The sequence below is a fragment of the Cobetia sp. 1CM21F genome, from assembly GCF_023161745.1.
GTDB classification, from domain to species: domain Bacteria; phylum Pseudomonadota; class Gammaproteobacteria; order Pseudomonadales; family Halomonadaceae; genus Cobetia; species Cobetia amphilecti.
In genome coordinates this window covers 257,483-281,917 of sequence record NZ_JALNTQ010000002.1, presented here as the reverse complement: position 1 = coordinate 281,917, position 24,435 = coordinate 257,483, and the positions used below count along the sequence as shown (strand labels likewise).

Below are 24,435 nucleotides of genomic sequence, written 5' to 3'. Positions count from 1 at the left end.
GGCTTCCTGACGCGATAGCTGAAACGACAAGGCGCCTGGCAATTGATTGCCAGGCGCCTTGTCGTAGATGCATGTCGTGGGCGCGTGTCGTGGCTTGTGTCGCTGATGTGCCGCTGGCCTCAGCGGCTGTCGTTCAGGCTCTCATGCGGCGGCTGGTGGGACTCGCTGTCGGGCGGGGTCGGGCCACCGTTGGCCTTGGGGCTGACATCGGGCAGCGGAATCTCGGCGCGTCTCCGGCGGCGCTCCTCGGTGCTGATGCCCAGGCGCTCATCACGGCGCTTCATCAGCTCCTCGTCGATCTGACCGTCACGGGTGAAGGCCATCATCAGCTGCGGGATACCGTAGGGGAAGTCGTCGCGGTCGATCTGCCAGGTGTGGAAGGTCTTGCCGTAGGTCGTGACGAGGTCCTCGAAGTAGCTGCGCTCCGCCAGTTCCGGAATTCCCGGGGCCACCAGGATGCCGGACTTCACTTCATAGTGATGGCTGTGCCAGAGCGGCTTCTCTTCCTCGGGCAGTTGCTCGTAGCGCTCGGCGCTGATGATGTATTCGATCCCGATCAAGCGGGCATCACTGCGATTGGAATCGAAGATCACGCATTGGTGCAGATCATGTTCCAGGTGGATGCAGAAGTGGCTGGCCTCCACCTGACGCCCCATGTCATCGGCGTAATGGTGGAAGCCGTTGAGATAGGTACTCATCGCTTCCATCGGATACTTGCGCTGCATGACCTGCGAGGCCGCATCGAGCACCTGATGCTTCAGCGGATGGCCGCTACTGACCTTGCGAGCACTGTTGAGGCGCCGGCCCAGAAAGAAGGCAGTCGCCGCGGCGGCGCCGGCCAGAAGGCCCGTGCCGAAGCCGGATGAGTGTGAGGGATGTGAACATGTGCGGGAATGGCGATGTCGCATACTTCCTCCTGCATGGGTGTCTTGATAAGGCAAGAATTCCTGTCATGACGTTGCCATTGCAGTGCATTACCCTTGAGCGCGTCAAGTCACCTACCGACAGACTTGCCTCGGAAAATCCTCGCCCAGGTCTGCTGCAGAATGTCGGGATTGCTTTTCAGGTTTCTGCCCTCATCAATGAGGGATATCACTTCTTGTGGCCGCTCAATGCCTTGCGCGACAAGGTGTCTTGTTCATCACGTGTTTCGGCCATCTTTTCTCGAATTGGAGCTCGCATGAAGCAACTTATCTTTGATTGTGACGGTGTATTGGTGGATAGCGAGATCATCGCTGATGGCGTGCTCAAGGAAAAACTTCCCGTCTGGCTGCCAGACCTGGGGAGTGCAGAGCAGATCGAGCATGAGCTGGACCGCTGTCTGGGCATGATGACGCGCGATATCCTGCTGGACCTGGAAGCCCGCAGTCAGCACACGCTGCCCGTGGATGCGCTCGACCAGGTACGTCATCTCGTCGATGCCCGCCTGGCCGACTCGCTCAAGGCCATGCCCGGGGTGCGCGAGACGCTGGAGTGGATTCGCGATCAGCGTCTGCCGTTGGCGATCGTGTCCAACAGCTCTGAGCAGCGCATGAAGATCAATCTCGAGAGTTCGGGGCTGCGTGGCATTCTCGATGAGATTGCCGCGGCCAATGGCGACGAGCAGCTGCCGATCTTCACCTCCGATGAGGTCATGAATCCCAAGCCGGCGCCGGACCTCTATCTGCTCGCCCTCAAGACGCTGGGACGCTCCGCCGAGGAATGTCTGGTGGTGGAAGACAGCCGCACGGGAATGCAGGCAGCCGTGGCCGCGGGTCTCAAGGTCGTCGGCCATCTGGGCGCCAGCCACATCCCGCCGGGCCACGCCGAGGTGCTGCGGACCACAGGCGCCTGGCAGGTCATGCAACACTGGGATGAATTCAGCCGCCTGTGCGCTGATGCCGGTTTCGTGGCCAATGAAGAAGCCGTCAGCCAGTGAGGTGTTGCACTGATATGTGCGCTGACCGCTCAGCTGGCATGTCTTGAAAGACGAATGCTGCTTACGTGGTTTCCTGATTCTTGTCATCGGTGAACAGCTTCATCGATGACAAGTCTTCATTCTCTGTTGCAAGCCCTGTCACAAGCCTTGTCACAAGCCTTGTCACAAGGCCAGGACTTGTCCTCGACTCATCCGGCCTTGCACATTTCCTCAAGTTTTCCCTTCTGTTAGACAATTTTGCAAACTATCGGTATTTTTACGCGATTCGCGTTATTTATCGTTACCTATGCGCTGTCATGGGTAACTAATACCTGGGTTGCCTGATGATCAATGCATTCATTCGAAGCGATACTTTCGAGAACAAGGGCTATTGGCTGCGTAAGCATGTTGCGTGGTTCAGCCATCGCTACAATGCGCATTATGGAATCGCGCAGCTGTCGCCACAGAGTCCACGTTACCAGGTAGCACGGGATTCACTCGCAGAATTGCAGCGTGCGGCGTCATTGGGGCCCGACCCGGGGGCGGCGACTCAGTCACAAGCCCAGCCCAAGATAATCTGGATGTACTGGGATGCTCCGCTGGAATCAGCACCGGAAGTCGTACGTCTGAGCGTCAGGTCTTGGCAGGCGCTGAATCCAGACTACGAAGTGCGACTGCTCAGTGATGACAATATCCAGCAGTTACTTGGCTTTGATTTCCTTGCTGCCTTCGAGCTGTCGACCGTCAGGTTGAACCCTGCCATCAAGGCGGACGTATTGCGGCTGTATCTATTGAGTCGTTATGGGGGAGTCTGGGCTGACAGCACGACGTTCTGCCTGACGCCATTGTCGGAGTGGTTGCCTGTGGCAATGAGTGAACTGGGCTTTTTCACCTTTCGTCAAAGCAAGGCGCCCGCCAGGCCGATGGAGGTCTGGTTCATTGCGGCGGTGCAAGGGCGGGAAATCGTGACCCATACATTGGGCCTGTTTCTGGAACATCTTTTCTTGCCCCGGCGCAGTGCGATCTTCATTTCCAATCGTGCCAAGAATCACGCGAAGCTGGGGGTCGGGCGTCAGCATCCTGAGCTGCTCTATGCGGATTTTGTCCGCCGTGCCGAGCGCTTTGGCTTCATGCCGTATTTTTCGTTCAGCTATTACCTCAATGACAGCTTGCGGGAATACCTGACCTCGGCGGATATAGAGCGCTTCATGTCGCTCGAGAATCGCTACGTAGGGAATGGAGAGGAGTTTGAAGCATTCCAGGAGGCGCTGGTCTCCAAGCAGACCTATAAAAGAGATTACCAACAGCGTCCCGTATTTCTGAAGCGCAAGGACTACCTTCTGTCCCTGCTGGCTGACACCAAAGAGGCTGAGGCTCGTGTCAGCGTGAGCTCTGCTTCAGCGTGAAACTTGGCTGGTTAAAATTCTGGCTAGAGTGAACTCTGGATAGAGTGAGTACCGAATAGGGTAAAAGAACAAGAGCCTGTGGCCATTGGCTGCAGGCTCTTTTGGCTTGTCATCCACCTCCCCCATCATTTGAAGGCCTTCAGCCTGGTGGTCTCTCGCCAAGGTGCCTGTGTCCGTGAAGTCGCAGGCTCTGGTATCTTCCCTGGCATCGTGAGGCTATTCCTCACTTGAAACAGATACGCGTGCCCCAGGCGAGCAGTTCTTCCTGATTGAGGCTGCGCGATTCGACCCCGATCATTTCATCTCCCCATTGATCCGCCCAGGTCAGCACGCCGTGGCTGATGCCGCGTGCGCCCATCAAGTCGCGTATCTCACCGGTGCCCTTGAACCAGAGCGCGCTGTGATCGTTGCGCGTCAGGTCCGAGATGCCGTGGCAATGATGGATTCTCACCTTGTAGATGCCATCCAGTGACATGACCTCGACCACAGGCACCATGCCGTGCTGCAGTGCGCGTGCCAGCGACTCGAGTGTCATGCTGGTCTCGTCCTGGTGGGCGAGCGGTTGATCGGCGAGCTGGCTTGGGGGTAGTGGGGTAGCAGGCGACGCGTGGGTGGGGGTCACAGCGGTGCGTGGCGGATGTGTTGCAGTGGTATGTGCAGGCATCGGGAATACCCTCAGTGGGATGTCATGTCGGCGGTGAATCGCGTTTTATAACTATCGTACAAGTAATGTAGAGGTTATCTGGCGATCTCGCCATCGTGACTGGCCAGCTTGCCCGGGACTTCCCGTCTCTCTGCTCCTTCGTCACTGTCCTTCCAAGGCCTGCGCTGTCCCTCCAAGGTCTGCACTGTCCTTTCAAAGCCAGCACTGACCTTTCAAAACCGGCTTTCTCCTCCCACGCGGAGGCTGTGGCCTGGTTGGGGCAAACGCTTACCTGTACAGGCGGTGACAAATTTTCCTGTGCTGCTGACGTCGTCTGCCCTTGAAGTTCTGGGGAATCAGGTTCATGTCTAGAAGGCACTGCGAATATTCGTTGGCGATACGCTACTCGTTTCTCGCTGGTGCGCGATCCACCTCACCGCTGTCACAGCTCACAGGGAGTAGCGATTTATGACATCTGGAGGAAAGCGCGTATTCAGCGCGTCGGTCATCATCATTCTGGGGCTGGTCGCATTGGGGGCAGGATTCCCCACCCGTTTCGGTGAATTGGCAGATCAGGCGCTCGGCGCCGTGACCAGCATGTTCGGCTGGTTCTATCTGATATCCGTGTTTGGTTTCGTGATCTTTCTCATCAGTCTCGCGTTGAGCAAGTACGGCAAGATCCGGCTCGGCCCGCAGGATAGCCGGCCTTCCTATACCTTCTTTTCCTGGGTCAGCATGCTGTTGGCAGCAGGGTTTGGCGTCGGGCTGGTGTTCTATGGCATGGCGGAACCCATGCAGCACTATCTGAAGCCGCCGTTCGCCGATATGCCGGGCGAGACGCCCGAGTCCGCGCGCTATGCCATTCAATATGCCTTCTTCAACTGGGGCGTCCATCAGTGGGCTGCCTTCTCGGTGGTCGGCCTGATCATTGCCTATTTCCAGTTCCGCAAGGGACAGGCGGGTCTGGTGTCCTCGGTGCTGTCTTCCGTGACGGCCAAGCATCCCAAGGTGCGCCGCTATGGCCCGGTACTGGATGTCTTTGCGGTAGTGGCGACCGTGATGGGGGTCGCGACATCGCTGGGCCTGGGCGTGTTGCAGATGAACGGGGGGCTGCACTTCGTCTTCGGCGTGGAAGAAGGCTGGCAATGGCAGTTCATCATCATGGGCGTGATGTTCTGTGCCTACATGGCCTCGACCTGGTCCGGGCTCGACAAGGGCATCAAGCGCCTGTCCAACCTCAACATGAGCATCTGCATCGCGCTGATGCTGTATGTGCTGTTCACTGGCCCGACGCTGGACATTCTCAAGACGATCACCCTGGGCATCGGCGATTATCTGCAGAACTTCATCGGCATGAGCCTGCGCATGTCGCCCTATGACGGCAATGACTGGAACAGCTCCTGGACCGTCTTCTATTGGGCATGGGTCATCGCCTGGTCGCCGTTCGTCGGTACCTTCGTCGCGCGTGTCTCGCGTGGCCGCACCATCAAGGAGTATGTGGTGGGCGTGCTGATCGTGCCGCCGCTGCTGGCGTGCCTGTGGATCGGTGTCTTCGGTGGCGCGGCGATCAACATGGAGCTGGCCAGTGATGTCGGTCTGGCGGCCGCGACGGATGCCAACATCACGTCTGCCTTGTTCGAGATGTTCGATCTGATGCCCTTCAGCAGCGTGCTGTCGGTGGTCGCGATCATGCTGATCTTCATCTTCCTGGTGACCTCCGCCGATTCGGCGTCCTACATCGTGGCGCAGATGACCGACGGCGGCTCGATCAACCCGCCACTCTACAAGCGTATCGCCTGGGGCGTGCTGATCGCGGCCATCTGCTTGACGCTGATCTCGACGGGCGGTCTCAAGGGCTTGCAGTCAGCCTCGGTACTCTCGGCCTTGCCGTTCACCTTCATCATCTACGGCATGATCGTGGTACTGGTGAAGGAGCTGCGGGCTGATCGTCGCCAGATGCTCAGTCAGCTGTATCGCCGTCATGGTGAGACACCGGTCGGTGCGGATATCTTCGAGGCTGACAGCCTGGCCGAGGAAGATCGCATCCGCCGTGCGCCGGACGTCAAGAATCGTCGCGTGAACCCGCGCGATCATCATTGAGCCGGCTCGAGGCATGAACTTATCGCCTTGAGCTCATCGCCTTGAGTTCATCGTTTTAAGCTCATCGCCTTCAGCTCATGACGTCAATGCATGGCTTCACGGCAGGCTCAGAACGACAGACGCCGCTCACAGGAGATGTGAGCGGCGTCTTGTCTTGGCAAGCCAGTCAGCGTGAAGGGGCTCACGTCATTGACTAGCGTCCGGCGTCCGGCGCCCGGCGCCCGGCGACCTCGGCGAGTATCTCGTAGCTCTTCAGGCGATCGGCATGCTCATAGAAATCCGAGTTGAACATCAATTCGTCGGCCTGGGTTACCTCCAGCAGATGCTCGAGTTCGCTGCGAATGCGCTCAGGCCCACCGATGATGGCAGCAGCCAGATTCTGGCCGACCATGGCTTCCTCGCGTGCTGACCAGTCCAGTGTCTCGCGTGGGGGCAGGGCGCGCGTGCTCTTGCCGCGGATCAGGTTGAGGAATTTCTGTTGCTGGGTGCTGGCCAGGAAGTGGGCGCGTTCATCACTGTCGGCGGCGATCAGCGGCAGGCCGAGCATCACATAGGGCGCATCCAGCACCTCGGAGGGCGTGAAGTTCTCGCGATAGAGCTTGATGGCCTCCAGCATGTAGCCGGGGGCGAACTGACCGGCGAAGGCGAAGGGCAGACCTTTTTTCGCTGCCAGGCGTGCGCTGTAGTCGCTGGAACCCAATAGCCACAGGGGGACATGAGTGCCTTGCCCTGGCATGGCCTTGACGCGCTGACCGGGTGAGGCTTCGCCCAGATACTGCTCGAGTTCGGCCAGGCGCTGGGGGAAGTCATTCACGCCGGCGGAAGGGTCGCGGCGCATCGCCTGCATGGTGATGCCATCGGAGCCCGGCGCGCGGCCAAGCCCGAGATCGATCCTGTCCGGGTAGAGCGTGGCCAGGGTGCCGAACTGCTCCGCCACCACCAGCGGGGGATGATTGGGCAGCATGATGCCGCCCGAGCCGACCCGCAGGCGGGAGGTCTTGCCCGCCACATGGCCGATCAGCACCGAGGTGGCGGCACTGGCGATGCCATCGATGTTGTGATGCTCGGCCAGCCACAGGCGATGAAAGCCCAGCGCTTCGACATGCTGGGCGAGACTGACGCTATTGTGGAAGGTTTCAGCAACACTGCCGGTATCGCGGATGGGGGCAAGGTCCAGCACCGAGAGCGGGATCGTGCCCAGGCGTGAGGTAGGGGCTGTCGTCATGTGCGCTCCTGATAGCGGATTGGCGTGCAGAGAGCAGCCGGGGCGTGGCCCCTCAACGGCATGTGGCTGGTCTGCTGGATGGCGTCCAGCATAGTGGACAGCCGCGTCTCTGACAGCGCCTCGCCCTTCATTTCACTGTTTCTGATATGGCATATATGAGGCGGTCGATACGTCATGCCATTCACGGTGGTCAGTCACCCTGGGGCAGGTGAAGCCCAGGGCAGGCGAAGCCCGGGGCAGGTAAGGGCCTGCAACGTGTACAGGAGGCGAACATGAACGGTTTGCAGCACAAGCAGCGCCGCAAAGGCATGGGGCTCATGTTGATATGCCTGGTGCTCATCGGCCTGGGCGTTGCGCTCCAGCGCGACATCATCGTGCTGGAGCGCTGGATACCCGCTCACTATCTCCCGTGGGAGCCACTGCAATTGGAGGACCCGCCCGGCATGGTGACCGGCTGGAAGCTCTCACGCTTGAACGAGAACCCGGCCGCCTGTCGCGCATTTCTCGAGCGGGAAGCCCCGCAACGGGTGACCTTCCTGCCGGACCGCCCCAGCGACAACGGCTGTGACCTCATCAACAGCGTACGCATGCATTCGGCGTCAGGCGCGAGTGGCGAGCAGGGTGTTCGCTTCAACCAGTCCTTCATTGCCAGCTGCCCGCTGGCGGTGAGCTGGCTGCGCTTCGAGCGCCATGGGCTCAAGTCAGCGGCGCAGGAAGTCATGGGGAGCGAGGTGACGCAAGTGTCCCATGTGGGCAGCTACGCCTGCCGCAACATCTACGGACGAGAGAACGCACGCCGCAGCGAACACGCCACCGCGGATGCGCTGGATGTCACAGGCTTCACGCTGGCGGACGGCCGTCAGGTTCGTTTGCCGCGCGACTGGACGGCACCCGAGGATGAAGATGCCCCGGGCCGCTTCCTGCGTGCCGTGCAGGACGCCGCCTGTGAGAGTTTCGGTACCGTGCTGGGCCCGGATTACAACGCCGCCCATCGTGATCACTTCCACCTCGGCACGCGGGGCTGGCGATTCTGTCGCTAGACGTCGTGTTGCAGTTCGTGTGTTGCAGTTGCTGCGTCTCAGCCACTGTATCGTCAGTCTCTCACGACATTGAAAAGGTTCTCTTCAAGGCTGCCCATATTCACTAAAGAAAGGCACTGATGCGACCCGCACAGTGCTTTTTTGATTGTCATTTTCCCACTTATCACGTGCATATCTTCAGCATCACGAAAGCCTCGCCTTGCCTTTTCTTGTTCCGGACACCCTTGATGTGACATTTATCGACACATTGGTTTGCAGTTGGATTTCAAAAAAACGATTAGTCTTCAATTCGTGGACAGTAGGTGCAGACAAGTCGCTGCTTGTGGCCACGATCCATTGAACGGGAAAGTGCAGCTGTCGAAGATATCCTCACTGGAGATTCACAGATGAAAAAGACAACCAAGAAGTCCCAGGCAGGTTTCGTGATGACCACCGAGCTGGTGCTGATCCTCTCGGTCATGGTGATCGGTATGGTAGTAGGTCTGGTAACCATGCGCGATTCACTGACTGCTGAGATGGAAGATGTTGCAGAAGCCATCGGTCAGCTTGATCAATCCTACGCTTTTGATGGGTTGGTCAATGCAGAAGGGACCGCCTTCCTGGAAGGATCCGGCTTCGTTGATGCGACTGATGCCAACGCTGGCGATCTCGTCACCTTCGACTTTATCGCAGCGGATTATAGTGAAGCGGCTACCAATTCTGGGGCCAATACCACCGCGGGAAGCGGTGCAGAGAATGCTACCGGTGCGAGTGCCTTCACGCCGTAATAGCCGCTCTTGAGGTCGGGGAAGATCGAAGTTTCTCCGACCTTTTTCCCATGATGAGCAACCGTGTCGTCCATCAAGGAGGTTGACATGAATATACGTCTCAATGGCAGCACGACGGTCGCCATGGTCGTTTTTCTGGTGTCGACCTCGATGGCAAGCCTGTTGGGGTACCGTCAGTACGAGCGTGTGGGAGCAGAAGAGGTGCTGGTGGCCAATGACCTGATCGCGCAGGGGCAGATCATCACGCCTCAGATGCTGGAGCTCAAGATGATGAAAGATGTGGCGGGAGGGCTGCAGGACATGAGCATGGCGATCGGCAAGGTCATGACACGTAATCGTCTACCGGGGGATGTCATTCAGTCTCAGGACCTGAAGCCCGTGAAACGTCAGAGTCTCTCGCAATATATCCCCGAGGATAGGGTGTTGTTCTCACTCCCAATGGCGAGTCATTCCTTCCCTGTTTCACAGATAAAGCCCAGCGATACCTTTGATGTCATCGGTAGCCTCAACGGGCGAGTACGCGTGATTGCGGAACAGGTTCGTCTGATGGGGACGATGAACAACAATCAGCCGGCTCCAGTGGCGGGCGGTCCGCTGGCATCACTGTCGCCGCAAGCCACTGGCAAGCAGACAACCCAGTCATCGGGTCTGGTCATCGCAGCATTACCGAAGGATATCTTTCGCCTTGCAAGCTTGAATTCTCAGGAAATAGTGTCGTTGGTGTTGCATGGCAGAGATGTCAAGCTCCGTCTCCCGATGGCGCCTACCTTGCACACGCGTCAGATCGAGATTTTTCAAGGATTACAGCGCAGAAAGGTGGAGATCGAGTTGTGACTCCTTGGTCGATATTGCGGTGTCATGAGAATGCTTGGCTGGTTTTTAATTTCTGAAAAAGTACCAGAATTTCCCTTTCTTCTGATCGCTTTCCTGGGTCACCCCCCCCGCCGGATCATCATGGCCTGGAGATAATATGAGCAAACCTTCTGCTTTTCTCGCTGAATGCTCTGGCTTCATCCTGTGCCTGTCGCTTGCCTGCGCGAGTGCAGGCCAGTCTGCCGTTGCCGCTGACGTAAGCGTCGACGCGGTTGACGCTGTCAATCCTGCTGCCGGGCTCATCAATGTGGATACCGCCTACAGCAGCGGCAATTCCCGCTCTCGCACTCTGGTGCAGTGGACTCATGCGCGCCTGGCCTTCGGCAAGGACATAGAGCGCATTGCCGTCGGCAAGCAGAGCATCATCGAGGTCGAGGTGATCGGTGGTCGAGAAGTCCTGATGTTGGGCAAGGAAGTCGGGCGAACTACGGTGATGGTCTGGTACGTCGATGGCAGCAATGAGTCCTTCCTGTTCAGTGTCAGTCCCGACCTGAGCGTATTGAGCAGCGCGCTGCGCGAGATTCATCCCTCCATTTCCATTCGTTCCGCGCCGGATCGCCCCGTACTGGTAATGCGCGGCAAGGTGCCCACGGCGGAGTATCGACAGGCTGCTCAGCAGGCGGCAACGGACTATCTGCTCTCCGGGCAGCGCGGTGCGATGCCCTCGATGGCTACCCCCGGCATGCCGGCGGGTGCGAGCACGATGAACATGAATGCGAACATGACGAGCCCGGTGATCAATCTCATCAAGGTGACCCAGAAGCCCAAACCGATTACCGACAAGCTCAAGGAAGCCATTGCGTCCTTGGGCGGGGAGGAGGTCAAGGTAAGGCGGTTGCAGTTCGGTGAGATGCCCAACGACCTCTTCGATACATTCCTGCTCGAAGGCGAAGTGCGCGATCAGGTGGCATTGACGCGGATTCTGAACGTGGCAGCGCGAGTCGTTGGCGGTAGCCCACTGGCCGGAGGAGAAGCCGGGATTGATGTGCTGGCGGATGAATCCGGTGCCTTGATGGGCGATAACGTTCGCTCCAGCAGTTACGGAGGCTCCATCACCTCCGGTAGTGGTGTCGGTGGTGGTGATCTCAGCAACAACATCCGCAACAACATCGCCCGTTCCAAGGTGCTTTCCATCGCTGGCGGACGCCTGATCTCGATGATCGAGGTACGTGATGTGCCCCAGGTGCGAGTGGCGATCCAGATGCATGAGGTCAATCGTTCGCGCATGAAAGCCTGGCGTCCTGACCTGAGCATCATGACTAACGGCTACAACGCCAGTGGGCCGCTGGCACTTGGGGAGACCGGTGCAGCCGGGGCCTCGGGACTCGAGAATGCGCTGCAGATTTTGGACGGGACTCTCATCAACAACCTTCAGATCGGCGGTAGTGACATCGCCTTCGACCTGCTGTTCAGCCTGATGGAGAACGAGGGGATTTCACGCACCCTGTCACGCCCGACATTGACGGTGCTGGCCGGTGAGAGCTCGGTCTTCCAGGTCGGGGGTGAGATTCCCGTACCTTCCGCGTTCGCGCCATCAGGCGTCGGTCAGGATGACACCTTGGGTGCCAATACCAACGGGGTGTTCAGCGGTACGGACTTCAAGTCGTTCGGCGTCCAGCTCAGCGTGCGCGCCCTCGTCGATGAAAATGATCGCATCACGTTGGATGTGTTGCCGACCATCTCGACACCGGACACGCTTCTGACACAACAGATTGCCGACAGCACCGGTTCCGACCTCAACAGCACGGCCTTCAATGTGCGCAGCCTGCGTACCACCACGCGTCTGCGCGATGGCCAGCCGCTGATTCTGGGCGGTCTGGTCTCGCGTGACATGAGCGGCCAGGAAGACCGCGTGCCCGGCGCCAGCGATGTCCCGCTTCTCGGCTGGATGACACGCTCCTTCAATCGTTCCGATGTCGACAAGGAGCTGGTCATCATCGTGACTCCGACCTTGATCCGAGAGCCGATCAACGAAGTCGCCCAGTGGAGTTTTCCGGATGGCGCCAGTCGCCTTGCCGACATGCCGCTGAGCCGCCTGCCATCTTCGCGTTGAGGAGTACGCCATGAACATTCGTGAATCCGTGTGTCGTCTGGGTGTGCTGGGAGTGATGGTGGGCTGGTTGGCCGGCTGCAGCTCCATCGACAGCATGCGGGAATCCCGTCCGGACGCAGGCGATCGCCTCGAGTACCTCAATGAGCGGTACCAACAGTTGATGGTACAGGGTCGGACCTGTCTGGAGCTGGACGATGTGGCAAGTCCGATGGTGGATTGCCAGCGCTTGTTGCGAGAAGCGGAGCGGCTGCATGTCGAGTATCCACGCAACCCGGAAGTCCTGTATTTCAATGCATTGCTGAGTCATGCGGCGGGGCGCGGCGACAAGGCTCAGTTCTTTCTCGATCAGATGAGCATCGGGCCTTCACACCCGCCGGAGGCCTTCGTGCTGCGCAGCCAGTTGGCGCTGGAGGAAGGCAACACGACCTTGGCACGCAACGTGCTCGATCGCGGCATGTTGCTGCATCCCAATTATGCCGGTCTTTATGAAGGATTGGCGGCCGTGGGCTATGTCGAGGGTCGCTATGATGATGCAGAACAGCAGCTGACGTTGGCGTCCCGCCTTGGGGCTCCCGATTGGCGGGTGGACTATCATCGCGGCTTGATCAATGAAGCACAGGGCCACCTGGCAGATGCCTGCCACCAATTTGATACCAGTCTGGCTCGCAAGCAGGACCACCAGCCCGCGCGAGCACACCTGCTGCGCCTGGCGACAGCGGGGCACTGCCGGGGGGATGCCCTGAAGCAACTGGCCAGTGGTGTGAGGGTTTCCTCATGATTGGCCCATTGTCGCGCATGCGCCGTGACCGAGAGCCCTCGCGTCATGACCCGGCCTCTCAGGTGGATACTTGCGGGAGTGAAAATGCGTCGAGCTCACGCCTTTCCATCGCGCCGGAGGTCATGGACCGCCTGAAACGTGTGCTGGTCACCCGTCTGGCAGATGAGCAGGGGCAAGCATTGCGCCGTAGCCACTCGACACCACGACATGAGATGGAGAGGGATGAGCAGGGCGGCATGGCAGACGTTCAGCAACGTCTAGCGGATGCCTTGACCACCGTGTGTGACGAGTACCAGATACCTCTGGACCCTGAGAGTCGCCAGCAATTGCTCGATACGCTGACCAACGACCTCTGTGGCTTCGGACCGCTGACGGAGTTGATGGCCGATGAAGCCGTCAGTGACATCCTGGTCAATGGGGCGGGGCAAATCTGGGCTGATCGTGCCGGAAGTCTGGACCCCACCGAGCTTGCCTTTGATGATGAGGCGCACCTGCAGCGCTTCGTCTCGCGATTGATCGCCCCGCTTGGCAAGCATCTGGATGCCTCCAGCCCGATCGTTGATGCGCGCCTGGCAGATGGTAGTCGTCTACATGCGGTATGCGCGCCATTGACACCGGATGGAACGCTGGTCTCCATTCGAAAGTTTCGACGTCATTACCTTGATCGTCAACGCCTGGTCGCGACGGGCTTCATGAGTGACAGCCTTATCCAATTGCTGGGGGCTGCAGTGGCCGCGCGCGTCAATATCATCATCAGCGGAGGGGCAGGTGTCGGCAAGACGTCATTGCTCAATTATCTGGCAGGGCATATCAGTCATGGCGAGCGCCTGGTCAGCGTCGAAGAGTGTGCGGAGCTCGACTTGCATCATCCGCATGTCGTCAGACTTGAAAGCTATCCGGTGGCAGGGGATTCTCCCCGTCCTCAGGGGCTAGGCGAGTTATTGAGAGCCGCGTTGAGGATGCGGGCCGATCGCATCATCGTCGGCGAAGCACGGGGTGGCGAGGTCTTCGAGATGTTGCAGGCCATGACGGTCGGTCACGATGGCAGTCTGACCACCCTGCATGCCAACAGTGCACTGGACGTCCCTGTGCGAATGCTGTCATTGGCCTTGATGAGCAGCGCTCACCCCGATCGTCAGGTCATCGAGGAGATGGTACGCCTGAGTGGAGCGCTGATCGTACATCTCGAACGCGACGCCGAGGGTCATCGCCAACTTGCCAGCCTGGCCTGGTTGGGGGAAGAGCGCCCTCGTGAGCTGCTGCACCGTCGCGCGACCATGACGCCCGGTGAGCCCTGCGGCGAAGAGGCCTATCAGGCCAACCCCGATGTGCTGGATGCCTTCATCGCTCATCTCGAGGCACGTGGCGCCACTCTGGCGCCTGGCGTCAGGGACGGTTGGTGTGAAGGTGTGTCACGACAGGAGGGCTGACATGCTTATCCTGCTGCTGGTCTGCATCGCGCTGTCTTCGCTGTGGTTGATCATCAGCATGATCAGGGCACAGCGTTTCATGGGAGCGGATATGACCCTGGGGCTGATGCACCGCCGAGAGATGTCGCGTCTCGAACGTCTGCTGGCCTTGTTGGACATCAGCATGCGTCCAGTGCTGTTCGTGGCGGGCGTGTGGGGAAGCAGCGTGATGATCTTCGTGATCTTCCTTGGCTGGTTTCCCGGCAACCTGCTGCTCGCGTCCCTCGCGCTGATGACCAGCCTGTTGCTGGTTGGCTTCCTGCTCCACGAATTCGCCAGTCGGCGCATCTTCCGTTTCGAAGGCGATCTGATTCAGGCGCTGGACATGCTCGAGGCCAGTCTGAAATTGGGCGATAACCTGCGTAATGGGCTACGTCTGGCGGGATCATCCTCTCTCAAGGCCGCACGGCGCGAGTTGATGCAGCTGGTCTATCGGTTGGACATGGGCCTGTCACTGAATGAGGCCTGCGCGCGAATGCTGCGTCTCTATCCCTGTGAGAGCGTCAGACTCTTCACTGCTGCAATGATCAGCGCCGAGCGGCGTGGCATGAGCTTCGCCAGTCTGCTTCCCTCGCTGCTGCCCACCCTGCATGAGCGTTACCAGATGCGGCGTCAGCTGCGTGCCGAACTGTCCGGTGCGCGCTATTCCCTGTTGGTCATCGCTCTGCTGCCTTACGCCATCGTTCCCTTCATCCTCTGGAAGGAGCCTGACTGGTTGATACTGCTGCTGGACCATCCTCTGGGCAGCGTACTGTTGCTGGGAGCCGTGTGCTGTCAGATTCTCGGCTTTGCCTGGTTGCGTCAGATGATGAGGAAGCAGCCATGAGTGTCTTTTCCGGTATCCCGTCATGGACGTTCCCCGAGGCTTATCTGCCGGACATCATCATTCTGTGCATGCTTGGCGCTCTGCTGGCGCTCTATCTGGCCTTGCACAGTACTTTCAAGGTGCGCCTGGAGGAAAGCGGAATTGCGGATGTATTGCAGGAGCTGTTGCGTAACCCCGATAACATCAGCCAGAACAGATCACTCACTCCGCGTCGGCGCATGCGTCAGGCTGGCCTGAACCCGCGGCGCGTGATCTGGTGGTGGGGGCTCCAGCTGTTGCTGCCTGCCATCCTGGCCTTGCTGATCCTGCGCATGACGGGGGCAAACCTCGGGGGGCTTGCGGGCATGCTGCTCGGCATCGTAGTGCCGCATCTATGGCTGGGACAGCGCAGGCGCGAACGCCAGATACACATCGCGGCTGCTCTGGGACACCTGCTGGCCGTATCGCTGGCGTACCAGCGCCATGGCCTGTCTCTTGCCGCTTCACTGCGGGAGGCCGCGCGTCAGGCGCTGCCACCTCGGCATCCGCTGGCCTTTGAGCTTGAGCTGTTCAGCGCTGAGCTGGGAGGCGGATTGTCGCTCCAGGAAGCTGCCACGCGCATTTCCAGACGAACCGGAAGCCGTGAATTGCATCAGTTCGCCATGTTGCTGGTCGCCGGCAACAGGATGGGCAATCCCTTGCACGATGTGCTGGAAGCCTTCGCGGCCCAGCTGGCGCGTCAACAGAATGAGCGGCAGCGCAAGGCCATGCAGCAACGCAGCGTCAAGGCACTGTTTCCGATGTTGCTCGTCGGTGGCCCATTGTTCTTCGTGCTGGTGATCTTTCCGGCCAGCCTGCGCGTTCAGGAGGTGCTGATCCTGATGAGGGAGCTGTGGTGAGGCGTCAAGGTGGGCATCTTCGCAAGTGCAATCGTCTCGGGAGAAGGCATATGGTGGCAGGACATGATTCGGTCACTCACGCGTGTCGCACACGTCGCAGGCAGGGCGGTTTCATCATTACCATCGAGTTGATCCTGATCACCTCGATTCTGATCATCGGCTCGCTGGTCGGGCTGGCGGCGATACGTGATGCACTCTTCAAGCATTACATGACCCAGCAGTCCCGCGAGCTCGTTGTCGAGGACGCCAATGGACGAGCACTGGGAGAAGTCTTCGATGTCGATGAACATGACGCCCCGCGCATTCTCTATTTCGATCGCAGCCCTCCATCCGGCATCAACCGTGCCTTGATCGGGATTCGCGATGACCGCTTCTCCAGTCGAGAACCACTTTATTACGCCACTCCCAATTGCAGTGGCGATCCTTGCATCAAGTCTGCCAGTGATGAAGCGACGGACAGTCGCGACATAGCCGGTGATGTGAATGCTGGCAGTGTCAGCTACCTGCATGCACTGCAGGGCGGACCTGTCTATGCCATCGGGCCTGGCGATCCTGCTGCCTTGCCGGGCTTTCTCTATCGCGGGACACCCCAGCAGTGTCCTTTCGATGGCGTTGATGTGCAGTCGCGCTGGATATCGCAGAAAGTGATCGCGGGGGCTCCTTGCGAGCAATTCACCCTGGATGACCCGCAATCCGTCAAGGCTGATACCACCTGTCTGTTGAGCACCGGGATTGTAGATCTATGTACTCCACCCCCCGGCACGGTCGCTCAAGACGATATATTGAGCAACTATATCGGGCCGGTGGATGCTTTGGTGGATACTACCCTGGGTACCGTCAATGCCTTGCCCACCTGCGCATTGCTGGGGGTTTGCGTTCCTGAAGTGGAAGTGGGGACATTGTATTGCCCCGCTGGCACGTCGCTGGATGAGGATGGCGATCTTGTCACAGCGCTGGTGCGTACACTGTTTGATCAGTTGCGTGCCACGACGGACCTGGGGTTGATCGAGCCGCTGCTGGGGGCGGTAACGAACACCTTGCCCGGCGAGTTGACCTGCTCGGCAGTGGAAGATTTCCAGCTGGCAGAAAGTGTTCCATCTGCTGATGACCCGACACGCAATGCACTCGACGCGCTGGTGGCCCCATTCCAGCTACGTGCTCCGACGACGGCCTCCAGCAACTGGATTCGTACGCCGCCCGATGGAGAAGGGCTGTGAGTCGGTACTGTCGAAAGGCACAACCAAGGAGAGGGGAGGATGTCGTGCTACGTATTGAGGCGTATTGAGGCGTCTTGAGGAGTAGTCACGCCATTGCCCTGATGATGGAGATGTTTGCCATAGAGCGAACCGAGAGTAGGGCGTGCAATAAGGACTAACAATCGTCGATTTCATGATGCATAAATTCTCTCCATTACCCTGAATCAGAATGACTGGCAGATTCCTCGCATTTATTTGTTTTCACTAATACCCTGCGGGCAAGCATACCTTCCATGGCATATCTCGCGATAAAGCCTCTTGTTCAATGACAGGGAGTCAAGAATGACAGGGATGACGAAGGCGTTATTGGCAGCTTCCATCACCTTCGTGATGGCCGGCTGTACCTCGGTGCAGGTTCAGCCTCTGGAACGCATGTCCTATCTGGATACCGTGTGCATCGAGCGCAATGAGGCCGTGATCGTGCCCGGCTTCCTGAGTGTGATCAAACGGGGCTTCAGTCGCAATGGCTTGAATACGCGAGTCTATGACGCTCCGGTCCCCGGCCATTGTGAAGTGATATTGACGTATACCGCTTTGCGCTCCTGGGACGTCACGACTTATCTGTCACACGCAGAACTCTGGCTCAATGATCCGTATGGCGATGAAATCGCCTATGCGCAATATCATCTTGTCGCAGGAGGTGGCCTGACGTTCTCCAAGTTTGCCGGAGTCGAAACCAAGATGAACCCGGTCATCGATGACTTGCTGGTCAACTACTGACGCCTCAGCCGTGATGGGCATCCAAGCCTTTTCCTTGCACGCCTCACCGGAACGTCATCTCTCGCCATGATGGCGCACTTGATAGCGGGGCCGGCGCTTGTGTCATGCGCCGGCCCCAGCGGAGACTCTCGATCCATCTGGTGTGCTGGAATCTCAGGGTGCCATGCCCATGCCACGGCTGATCGTCGGGGCGCAGCGCTCGGGGTTGATGCTGACCACGCGTAGGCGATGTCCATCGGGGAGCACGCAATCGAGCACCTGCCAGGCACAGCCGGGGGCGCTGCTGCCGTGACTCTCGATCAGATGCGCTCCCTGGGCCTGCCATTGGTCGCGGAAGCGGGCAAAGTCCGTTCGCTCGATCTCAAGCGTCAGCTGGCGGCTGTCGGGTTGCTCGGCACTGCGCTGCAACAGCAATACGCTGGTCTGCTTGTCTCGGCGATGGTTCAGCTCCAGGGTCGCGCTGGTGGCGTTGCGCAACAGGATGGGCAGGGCGAGTGTTTCGGTGAAGAAACGGCAAGCGGCATCGAGGTCGCGCACTTCAAGGATGGCTGGGTGCAGGGAAAGGCGCTGAATCATGGCGAAGCCTCATGGCGTGAGGGGAAGAAGGGGTTGGGGGCTGGCTCAATTGCGTGAGCATGGAGACAGTGTCGTGTCCGTCCGGGTGGGACGCACTTTGAATCTGATGATGGTGGTGATGGCTTTACGCTATCTGGGGCCTTGTTGCGCTCGCGAAGGCCCGGGGAAATCGCTGTGGCAACTTGTCGCATTAGTGGTTTCACGGGTGTGAATGGTTAGCATCCCTGTCATCGATCCTGCTGCCTTTACCTTCTCTGCACGCCACGCTGGAGTGTTCATGTCGCCGCGCAAGCTGATCCTGATGGGACTCAGTGCTTTTGCCCTCGTCGTTATCGCGTTGATCACGGGGCTTTCTGCCTCGCATCAACCGCGTGATGCGTGGCCGACGACGCTCGAGCTGCCTTCCACGCGGGGACTGCTGCACGCGGACACCCTGTCTCGGGGGGAAGCGGGTCACCTGAGCGTGCTGATTCCCGGCTTTACGCATTGCCCGGACATCTGTCCGTTGTCGCTTGCCCGGCTGCAGATGGCCTGGCAACGCCTTGACGAGACTTCACGTGCGCATCTGCATCCGATGTTTCTGACGCTGGATCCGGCGCGCGACACCCTGCCCGTGCTGTCACGTTATCTGTCTGCCTTCAGCCTGCCGGTGACCGGCCTTCGCCTCCCGTCACAGGACGACACGCGTCTGGAGGAATTCACCCAGCGCCTCGGTATCCAGTTTCAGCGGCGAGAACCCGAGCAGAGTCATCCCCCTGAACACGCGCAAGCGCAGGCGTTGGCCGGTGAGGCAGATTACATGATCGACCACAGCGTGGCGATCTTCGTGATCGATGAGCAGGGCCGGCTGCGTGACACCCTGCCGCTCAGTCAGACGCCTGCGCAGCTGGCCGACCGCCTGACGTTCCTGCTCCAGTCCGTGGCCGCAGCGCCGTCTTCTGCCGATGTTGCGACCGTCAACACGAGCGCAGATACGAACGCTGATGCTCCGGCCATGGGGGGCGCATGACAGCGACTTGCCCCTCGACTCGCCACGCCAGGCGTCAATCCGTCTCCTATCATCGCGCCCTGTCGCGACTGACCGCGGCCAATGGACATGTCGTCTTCGTGATGCTGATCGCGTTGGCCGCCATGCTGGTCATGCCGCTGGCGGCCCCGCGAGTGGTGATGGTCAACGACCATGCCGTCTTCGAGAGTGTCGGTACCGGGCGTTGGGTGAGTGCCGATAGCGACTGGATAACGCGTGCCGCTCGCGAAAGCGGTTCGCAGGCGCAGATCACCCATAGTTCCGCTGCCTCGGATTGTCCGTTGGCCAGCATGGCGGCCTTCACGCTGGCATTGGTCGCCGTTGCCCTGTTGCTGGCATTGGGGCGGTTGTCTCGCGACGCGGCCCCGCGTCCCTGCCTTGTCGCGTTCCGCGACATCAATGTCTATCTGCGTCCGCCCGGGCGCGCGCCACCCCACGATTCCCTCGCGCCATGAATTGCTGGGCCACCTCGCGGTGGCTCTCCATAGTGTTCGGTGACCTCACGTTGACCGGCGGACAAAGTATCCGTCGCGCGTCGTGGCACCTGTCGATGGGTAATCGAGATGAGTTCAACGACCAATACCGACACCGCGGGTCGCGCCGCTCGCGGTTTCAGCGATATCTACCGTGCCGTGTGGCGCTGGCATTTCTATGCCGGCCTGCTGGTGCTGCCTTTCCTGACCTTGCTGGCCGTCACCGGCGGTCTCTATCTGTTCCGTGAAGAGATCGACCACTTCGTGCATGCCGACCTGATGAAGGTCAACACGCCGGTGGTGCAACAGGCCAATGGCCAGGCACAGGCGAGTGTCCCGCTGAGCGAGCAGGTGCGTGTCGCCGTGCAAAGTCTGCCCGGCAAGGCCGTGCGTGTCGTGCCGCCTGCGGCCAGTGACTTGACCACGGAAGTCGATATCGTGGCAGCCGATGGCAGTGGCAAGCAGGCGGTCTACGTCAACCCCTACAGCGGTGAAGTGCAGGGGCAGATGGCCTACCGTGACAGCATCATGTGGACGGTGCGCAATCTGCACAGCCTCGCGATCACCGGCCCCATCGGCAATGCCGCGATCGAGATCGCCGCCGGCTGGAGCATTCTGCTGGTACTCAGCGGCCTGTATCTGTGGTGGCCGCGGGGCCAGAAGGGTGGCGTCGTCACGCTGCGTACCACGCCTGCGCGTCGTCTGTGGTGGCGTGACCTGCATGCCGTGTGTGGCATCTTCGCCGCTGGTTTCATCCTGTTTCTCGCCGTGACTGGCATGCCGTGGTCAATGGTGTGGGGTGCCAAGGTCAACGAGTTGGCCAACGGGCATAACTTCGGGTATCCCGATGGCGTGCGCGTGAATACGCCGATGTCGGATACCCGTCTGGTGGACCAGGAGCGGACGACCTGGTCGCTCGAACAGGCCGTTATCCCGTTATCTTCCTTGCCGGCTGCAGCGACAAGCCCCGTTGTGGACGAGGGGGAGCATGCCGGGCATGGCGGTGGGGGCACCAAGTCTGGTGCCGAGCAGGCCTCCGCCGCCGCGGCCGTGCCGCTGAGTGCCGCCGCGATTGCCCATGCCGATATCGGCCTCGATCAGGCTGAGCGCATCTTCGCTCGCGAAGGCCTGGCGCCGGGCTATGCCATCAATCTGCCGGGCACGCCTCAGGGCGTCTACACCGGCTCCATCTATCCGGATGCGCTGGAGCGCCAGCAGGTGGTGCATGTGGATCGCTATTCCGGCGATGTGCTGCTGGACATGCATTACGCCGATTATGGCCCGCTGGGTCGAGCGCTGGAGTGGGGCATCAATGTTCACCTGGGGCAGCAGTACGGGCTGATCAACCAGCTGGTGCTGGTACTGGCCTGTATCGCGATGGTGATGATGAGCGTCGGTGCGGGCGTGATGTGGTGGAAGCGTCGTCCGGTGGGCGGTATCGGTATCCCGCCGCTGCCCAAGGAGCGCAAGCGTATCGCCGGTGTCTGGGGTTTGATGATGATCATCGGTGTCATCTTCCCGCTGGTCGGCCTCTCGCTGGTCGTGATGGGGCTGCTGGACTGGCTGTGGATTCGCGCCACGCACAAGCGTGGGGATGACCTGCAGGAGGCCAAGGTGTAAACGAGCACACCTCTCCACTGGCAGGCACGTTTACCGTCTTCGCCAGTGGATCTGCCATGCTCGTACCGGACGTTCGACAAGGCCTACGCCTACCACGTCAATCGCTTCGACGATGATCCGTTCCAGGGTAGTGGGCAGGGCAATGTACAGGTCAATGAGCCGGAGCGTATCTTCTGGACGCATGCCAGCTGGAGCTTCTGAGACCCGTATCCTCTCAATAGTGAGCGCTGGTCGCCGCTATTCGTTAGAACGCAAGAAGCCCGCCATCGGTCATGTCACCGGTGGCGGGCTTCTTTTTACGCCAACAGGCGTCAGTGTCGTTCAGTCAGGCGCTTGGGTTGCTGTTGGGTAATGCAGTGGATGTTGCCGCCCCCCAGCAGAATTTCACGAGCATTGACGCCAAGAATCTGCCGAGTCGGGAAGATGGCTTGCAGTTTCTCGCGCGCGACATCATCCAGCGCCGGGTCAAGCAATGGCATGACGATGGCTTCGTTGGCGATGTAGAAGTTCACGTAGGACCCTGCCATGCGGTCGCCGGGACGTCTCGGGTGTGAGCTACCCAGGCGGTCCAGACCATTGGCTTCATCTTCCTGGATATACAGAGGGCCGGGCTGTGGTAGCAGATGCACCTTGAAGGCACGCCCTCTGGCATCCACGGAGTTCTCGAGAACTTCAAGCGCCGCCTTGGAGATCGCATGCTGTGGGTCCTGGGGATCATCGCTCCAATTGAGGGCGACTTCTGCAGGCCCGACGAAGCAGCACAGGTTATCCACGTGGCCATCGGTCTCATCCAGGTGGCAGCCATTGGGAAGCCAGATGATGGTGGTGACACCGAGATGGTCCTTGAGGATCTGCTCTATCTGCTCGCGACTCAGATCAGGGTTGCGATTGGCGTTGAGCAGGCACTCTTCGGTCGTGATCAGCGTCCCTTCGCCGTCGACATGAATGGCGCCGCCTTCCAGCATGATCGAGGCATCAAAGCGCGGAACATCCAGAATCTGCGAGATCTTGGTGCGGATTCTGCGGTCCTTGTCCCAGGGGAAATAGAGTCCTCCATTCAGGCCGCCCCAGGCATTGAACTCCCAGTCGATCATGGCAATACGACCATCCGGATGAGTCAGGAAGGTCGGGCCGACATCGCGCATCCAGGCGTCGTTGCTGGATATCTCGACGACACGCACATGCGCGGGCAGTTCATTGCGTGCGTTTTCGTACTGCTCATCATTGACGCCGACGATGACGGTCTCGCTGCCGGCGATGGCCGTGGCGACATCCACGAAAGCCTGTTGGGCGGGCTTGGCACCGTAACGCCAGGTGTCCGGCCGCTGTGGCCATAGCATCCAGCAGGCATCATGTCTGGCATATTCGGCAGGCATGAAGAAGCCCTTGGCAGCAGGTGAGCCTGGAGTGAAGACATCAAGAGAATGAGAGGGGGAGGAGCGGGTCATGATGTTCGTCTCACAGGTAGCCGGCGGCAAGGAAGATAAGCGCGGATATCGATGCCGCGGTCAAGACGTAAGGCAGTTGGGTCAAGGCATGCGACATGGGAGAGCAGCCACTGCCCTGTGCCGAGAGCACTGTGGAGTCACCATAGAAGCAGGCGTGACTGCCGAAGGCGCTGGCCGAGATCAGTGCGCCTACGACCAGTGGCATGTTGGCATCCATGCTCATGGCGAGCGGCAAGACGATCGGCATTGCCACCGCAAAGAGGCCCCAGAAAGAGGCGGTTGCAAAGGCCAGCAAGGCCATGGTCAGGAAGATGACCATCGGCAGCAGCCCCGGCGTCATGATGGGTTGCACATGAGTGATGACGAATGTGGTCAGCCCCAGGGTGTCATTGACCTCTTTCAGGAAGAAGCCGGCAACCAGTGTTCCCAGAGGCAGCAGCATCGATTTGAAACCTTCCAGTGCCGTGTCGAAGGTGTCATTGAAGCTGAGCAGACGCTGCGCAAAGATCATCACGAACAGTACCAGCAGTGCCACTATCACGCCGCGTAGAATGTCAGTGTCGAAATACCAGGTGAAGAAGACCAGCGCGAACATCGGCACCAGGAAGTTGAGCAGGTGTGGCGGTGTCTTGCCGGTATCTTCGACTTCCAGTGTCGTGTCAGTGCTGTCATCGGGGATGGTCTGCCCAGAGGCGGCACGCAGTTCGGCGGCTTTCATCGGGCCGATATTGGGAATCCAGCCCATGGCGACCATCGGTACGATAGCTGCCGCTACCCAGGCGTAGAACATGTAAGGAATGGCTTCGATATACATGGATATGCCATTTCCCGGGATGCCATTTTCTTCCAGCAGGCCCGAAAAGAAGACTGCCCAGGTCGAGAAGGGTACCAATACACAGACTGGTGCAGCGGTGGAGTCGACGATGTAGGCGAGTTTTTCGCGTGAGATGTTGAATCTATCGGTAATCTTCTTCATCGAGGCGCTGATGGTCAGCGCATTCAGATAGTCATCGACGAAGATCACCAGGCCCAGCACCCAGGTTGCCAGCAAGCTTTGATTCCTGGTCCGGATTCGGCTGCCAAGTGCTGCCCCGAAGCTGAGTACACCGCCTGTCTTTACCAACAAGGCGATGAAGCTGCCAAATAGACCACATACGAGAATGATCCAGGTGACGGTATCGTTGGCCAGCACCGTCAGCATGGTATCTGCGCCATCTGAAATGGCATTGTAAGGGTCAATCATCAACAAGCCGACGATTGCCCCTGTCATGAGTGATTCGATTGTCCTGCGTGTAATGAGCGCCATGATGAGCACGATGCCTGTGGGGATCAGGCTCATGTATCCAAAATTGTCCATAAC

General features: G+C 59.4%; 23 protein-coding genes. 17 read left to right on the top strand and 6 right to left on the bottom strand.

Annotation, left to right across the window (positions count from 1 at the left end; all coding sequences use genetic code 11):
* Window positions 1–119: 119 nt before the first annotated feature.
* Window positions 120–908: an OBAP family protein gene (locus tag MSG32_RS06835; protein ID WP_248378890.1), complete on the bottom strand. Its 789-nt coding sequence runs from the start codon at window positions 906–908 to the stop codon at window positions 120–122.
* Between the two features lie 272 nt (window positions 909–1,180).
* Between MSG32_RS06835 and MSG32_RS06830 the strand changes: the two genes are divergently transcribed.
* Together MSG32_RS06830 and MSG32_RS06825 are read left to right on the top strand one after the other, a co-directional pair.
* Entirely contained in the window at window positions 1,181–1,918 is a 738-nt protein-coding gene (locus MSG32_RS06830) for an HAD family phosphatase (RefSeq protein WP_248378888.1), read from the top strand.
* A 323-nt stretch (window positions 1,919–2,241) separates the two neighbouring features.
* Complete coding sequence (locus MSG32_RS06825; RefSeq protein WP_248378886.1) at window positions 2,242–3,303, top strand: capsular polysaccharide synthesis protein; 1,062 nt, start codon at window positions 2,242–2,244, stop codon at window positions 3,301–3,303.
* Between the two features lie 223 nt (window positions 3,304–3,526).
* Here the strand turns inward: MSG32_RS06825 and MSG32_RS06820 are convergent, their stop codons facing one another.
* The gene (locus MSG32_RS06820) at window positions 3,527–3,838 is read right to left on the bottom strand and encodes a hypothetical protein (RefSeq protein WP_043332181.1); all 312 of its coding nucleotides are present in this window, start codon (window positions 3,836–3,838) and stop codon (window positions 3,527–3,529) included.
* Between the two features lie 576 nt (window positions 3,839–4,414).
* On the opposite strand from MSG32_RS06820, the gene MSG32_RS06815 reads away from it, so the two are divergent.
* Entirely contained in the window at window positions 4,415–6,046 is a 1,632-nt protein-coding gene (locus MSG32_RS06815; RefSeq protein ID WP_054555939.1) for a BCCT family transporter, read from the top strand.
* 193 nt (window positions 6,047–6,239) lie between these two features.
* On the opposite strand, the gene MSG32_RS06810 is transcribed toward MSG32_RS06815, so the two are convergent.
* Window positions 6,240–7,271, bottom strand: coding sequence for an LLM class flavin-dependent oxidoreductase (locus tag MSG32_RS06810; protein WP_248378884.1), 1,032 nt, complete (start codon window positions 7,269–7,271; stop codon window positions 6,240–6,242).
* A gap of 272 nt (window positions 7,272–7,543) precedes the next feature.
* Here MSG32_RS06810 and MSG32_RS06805 point away from each other — a divergent pair, with 272 nt between their 5' ends.
* The 10 genes from MSG32_RS06805 to MSG32_RS06760 all read left to right on the top strand — a co-directional run bounded on the left by MSG32_RS06805 (window position 7,544) and on the right by MSG32_RS06760 (window position 17,931).
* A complete protein-coding gene (locus MSG32_RS06805) occupies window positions 7,544–8,311 on the top strand; it encodes an extensin family protein (protein ID WP_248378882.1) in 768 nt (255 codons plus the stop codon).
* Window positions 8,312–8,697: 386 nt separating this feature from the next.
* Complete coding sequence (locus MSG32_RS06800; protein ID WP_248378880.1) at window positions 8,698–9,078, top strand: hypothetical protein; 381 nt, start codon at window positions 8,698–8,700, stop codon at window positions 9,076–9,078.
* An 87-nt stretch (window positions 9,079–9,165) separates the two neighbouring features.
* Complete coding sequence (locus MSG32_RS06795; protein WP_248378878.1) at window positions 9,166–9,912, top strand: SAF domain-containing protein; 747 nt, start codon at window positions 9,166–9,168, stop codon at window positions 9,910–9,912.
* Window positions 9,913–10,048: 136 nt separating this feature from the next.
* Window positions 10,049–12,004 (top strand): pilus assembly protein N-terminal domain-containing protein, encoded by a 1,956-nt coding sequence (locus MSG32_RS06790; protein ID WP_248378876.1) that lies wholly within the window; start codon window positions 10,049–10,051, stop codon window positions 12,002–12,004.
* A gap of 10 nt (window positions 12,005–12,014) precedes the next feature.
* Window positions 12,015–12,782 (top strand): hypothetical protein, encoded by a 768-nt coding sequence (locus MSG32_RS06785; protein ID WP_248378874.1) that lies wholly within the window; start codon window positions 12,015–12,017, stop codon window positions 12,780–12,782.
* A 122-nt stretch (window positions 12,783–12,904) separates the two neighbouring features.
* Window positions 12,905–14,212, top strand: a complete 1,308-nt coding sequence (locus tag MSG32_RS06780; protein ID WP_159055744.1) for an ATPase, T2SS/T4P/T4SS family — start codon at window positions 12,905–12,907, stop codon at window positions 14,210–14,212.
* Between the two features lies 1 nt (window position 14,213).
* Complete coding sequence (locus MSG32_RS06775; RefSeq protein ID WP_159055743.1) at window positions 14,214–15,077, top strand: type II secretion system F family protein; 864 nt, start codon at window positions 14,214–14,216, stop codon at window positions 15,075–15,077.
* Window positions 15,074–15,955, top strand: a complete 882-nt coding sequence (locus MSG32_RS06770; protein WP_248378872.1) for a type II secretion system F family protein — start codon at window positions 15,074–15,076, stop codon at window positions 15,953–15,955. The genes MSG32_RS06775 and MSG32_RS06770 overlap by 4 nt, the downstream gene beginning before the upstream one ends.
* 50 nt (window positions 15,956–16,005) lie before the next feature.
* Window positions 16,006–17,172 (top strand): hypothetical protein, encoded by a 1,167-nt coding sequence (locus MSG32_RS06765; protein ID WP_248378870.1) that lies wholly within the window; start codon window positions 16,006–16,008, stop codon window positions 17,170–17,172.
* A gap of 321 nt (window positions 17,173–17,493) precedes the next feature.
* Window positions 17,494–17,931 (top strand): Sbal_3080 family lipoprotein, encoded by a 438-nt coding sequence (locus MSG32_RS06760; RefSeq protein WP_131431883.1) that lies wholly within the window; start codon window positions 17,494–17,496, stop codon window positions 17,929–17,931.
* Window positions 17,932–18,084: 153 nt separating this feature from the next.
* On the opposite strand, the gene MSG32_RS06755 is transcribed toward MSG32_RS06760, so the two are convergent.
* The gene (locus tag MSG32_RS06755; RefSeq protein WP_153635572.1) at window positions 18,085–18,507 is read right to left on the bottom strand and encodes a hypothetical protein; all 423 of its coding nucleotides are present in this window, start codon (window positions 18,505–18,507) and stop codon (window positions 18,085–18,087) included.
* 277 nt (window positions 18,508–18,784) lie between these two features.
* On the opposite strand from MSG32_RS06755, the gene MSG32_RS06750 reads away from it, so the two are divergent.
* The 4 genes from MSG32_RS06750 to MSG32_RS06735 all read left to right on the top strand — a co-directional run bounded on the left by MSG32_RS06750 (window position 18,785) and on the right by MSG32_RS06735 (window position 21,828).
* The gene (locus MSG32_RS06750) at window positions 18,785–19,516 is read left to right on the top strand and encodes an SCO family protein (protein ID WP_248378868.1); all 732 of its coding nucleotides are present in this window, start codon (window positions 18,785–18,787) and stop codon (window positions 19,514–19,516) included.
* Window positions 19,513–19,989, top strand: coding sequence for a hypothetical protein (locus MSG32_RS06745; RefSeq protein WP_248378866.1), 477 nt, complete (start codon window positions 19,513–19,515; stop codon window positions 19,987–19,989). Before MSG32_RS06750 ends, MSG32_RS06745 begins: the two co-directional genes overlap by 4 nt.
* A gap of 108 nt (window positions 19,990–20,097) precedes the next feature.
* The gene (locus MSG32_RS06740) at window positions 20,098–21,627 is read left to right on the top strand and encodes a PepSY domain-containing protein (RefSeq protein WP_248378864.1); all 1,530 of its coding nucleotides are present in this window, start codon (window positions 20,098–20,100) and stop codon (window positions 21,625–21,627) included.
* Between the two features lie 45 nt (window positions 21,628–21,672).
* Window positions 21,673–21,828: a hypothetical protein gene (locus MSG32_RS06735; protein ID WP_248378862.1), complete on the top strand. Its 156-nt coding sequence runs from the start codon at window positions 21,673–21,675 to the stop codon at window positions 21,826–21,828.
* A 110-nt stretch (window positions 21,829–21,938) separates the two neighbouring features.
* Here MSG32_RS06735 and aguA read toward each other — a convergent pair whose 3' ends face one another.
* Together aguA and MSG32_RS06725 are read right to left on the bottom strand one after the other, a co-directional pair.
* Complete coding sequence (aguA, locus tag MSG32_RS06730) at window positions 21,939–23,075, bottom strand: agmatine deiminase (RefSeq protein WP_054555945.1); 1,137 nt, start codon at window positions 23,073–23,075, stop codon at window positions 21,939–21,941.
* Between the two features lie 10 nt (window positions 23,076–23,085).
* Window positions 23,086–24,414, bottom strand: a complete 1,329-nt coding sequence (locus MSG32_RS06725; RefSeq protein ID WP_242007771.1) for a Na+/H+ antiporter NhaC family protein — start codon at window positions 24,412–24,414, stop codon at window positions 23,086–23,088.
* Window positions 24,415–24,435: the final 21 nt, after the last annotated feature.

What these genes read in the sequence shown, in the direction of transcription:
- MSG32_RS06780 (WP_159055744.1), top strand. Translation starts at nt 12,905, where the DNA reads ATGGACCGCCTGAAACGTGTGCTGGTCACCCGTCTGGCAGATGAGCAG.
- MSG32_RS06795 (WP_248378878.1), top strand. Translation starts at nt 9,166, where the DNA reads ATGAATATACGTCTCAATGGCAGCACGACGGTCGCCATGGTCGTTTTT.
- MSG32_RS06765 (WP_248378870.1), top strand. Translation starts at nt 16,006, where the DNA reads ATGGTGGCAGGACATGATTCGGTCACTCACGCGTGTCGCACACGTCGC.
- MSG32_RS06725 (WP_242007771.1), bottom strand. Translation starts at nt 24,414, where the DNA reads ATGAGCCTGATCCCCACAGGCATCGTGCTCATCATGGCGCTCATTACA.
- MSG32_RS06755 (WP_153635572.1), bottom strand. Translation starts at nt 18,507, where the DNA reads ATGATTCAGCGCCTTTCCCTGCACCCAGCCATCCTTGAAGTGCGCGAC.
- MSG32_RS06770 (WP_248378872.1), top strand. Translation starts at nt 15,074, where the DNA reads ATGAGTGTCTTTTCCGGTATCCCGTCATGGACGTTCCCCGAGGCTTAT.
- MSG32_RS06790 (WP_248378876.1), top strand. Translation starts at nt 10,049, where the DNA reads ATGAGCAAACCTTCTGCTTTTCTCGCTGAATGCTCTGGCTTCATCCTG.
- MSG32_RS06815 (WP_054555939.1), top strand. Translation starts at nt 4,415, where the DNA reads ATGACATCTGGAGGAAAGCGCGTATTCAGCGCGTCGGTCATCATCATT.
- MSG32_RS06775 (WP_159055743.1), top strand. Translation starts at nt 14,214, where the DNA reads ATGCTTATCCTGCTGCTGGTCTGCATCGCGCTGTCTTCGCTGTGGTTG.
- MSG32_RS06825 (WP_248378886.1), top strand. Translation starts at nt 2,242, where the DNA reads ATGATCAATGCATTCATTCGAAGCGATACTTTCGAGAACAAGGGCTAT.
- MSG32_RS06830 (WP_248378888.1), top strand. Translation starts at nt 1,181, where the DNA reads ATGAAGCAACTTATCTTTGATTGTGACGGTGTATTGGTGGATAGCGAG.
- MSG32_RS06810 (WP_248378884.1), bottom strand. Translation starts at nt 7,271, where the DNA reads ATGACGACAGCCCCTACCTCACGCCTGGGCACGATCCCGCTCTCGGTG.
- MSG32_RS06750 (WP_248378868.1), top strand. Translation starts at nt 18,785, where the DNA reads ATGTCGCCGCGCAAGCTGATCCTGATGGGACTCAGTGCTTTTGCCCTC.
- aguA (WP_054555945.1), bottom strand. Translation starts at nt 23,075, where the DNA reads ATGACCCGCTCCTCCCCCTCTCATTCTCTTGATGTCTTCACTCCAGGC.
- MSG32_RS06740 (WP_248378864.1), top strand. Translation starts at nt 20,098, where the DNA reads ATGAGTTCAACGACCAATACCGACACCGCGGGTCGCGCCGCTCGCGGT.
- MSG32_RS06800 (WP_248378880.1), top strand. Translation starts at nt 8,698, where the DNA reads ATGAAAAAGACAACCAAGAAGTCCCAGGCAGGTTTCGTGATGACCACC.
- MSG32_RS06820 (WP_043332181.1), bottom strand. Translation starts at nt 3,838, where the DNA reads ATGACACTCGAGTCGCTGGCACGCGCACTGCAGCACGGCATGGTGCCT.
- MSG32_RS06745 (WP_248378866.1), top strand. Translation starts at nt 19,513, where the DNA reads ATGACAGCGACTTGCCCCTCGACTCGCCACGCCAGGCGTCAATCCGTC.
- MSG32_RS06805 (WP_248378882.1), top strand. Translation starts at nt 7,544, where the DNA reads ATGAACGGTTTGCAGCACAAGCAGCGCCGCAAAGGCATGGGGCTCATG.
- MSG32_RS06760 (WP_131431883.1), top strand. Translation starts at nt 17,494, where the DNA reads ATGACAGGGATGACGAAGGCGTTATTGGCAGCTTCCATCACCTTCGTG.
- MSG32_RS06835 (WP_248378890.1), bottom strand. Translation starts at nt 908, where the DNA reads ATGCGACATCGCCATTCCCGCACATGTTCACATCCCTCACACTCATCC.
- MSG32_RS06785 (WP_248378874.1), top strand. Translation starts at nt 12,015, where the DNA reads ATGAACATTCGTGAATCCGTGTGTCGTCTGGGTGTGCTGGGAGTGATG.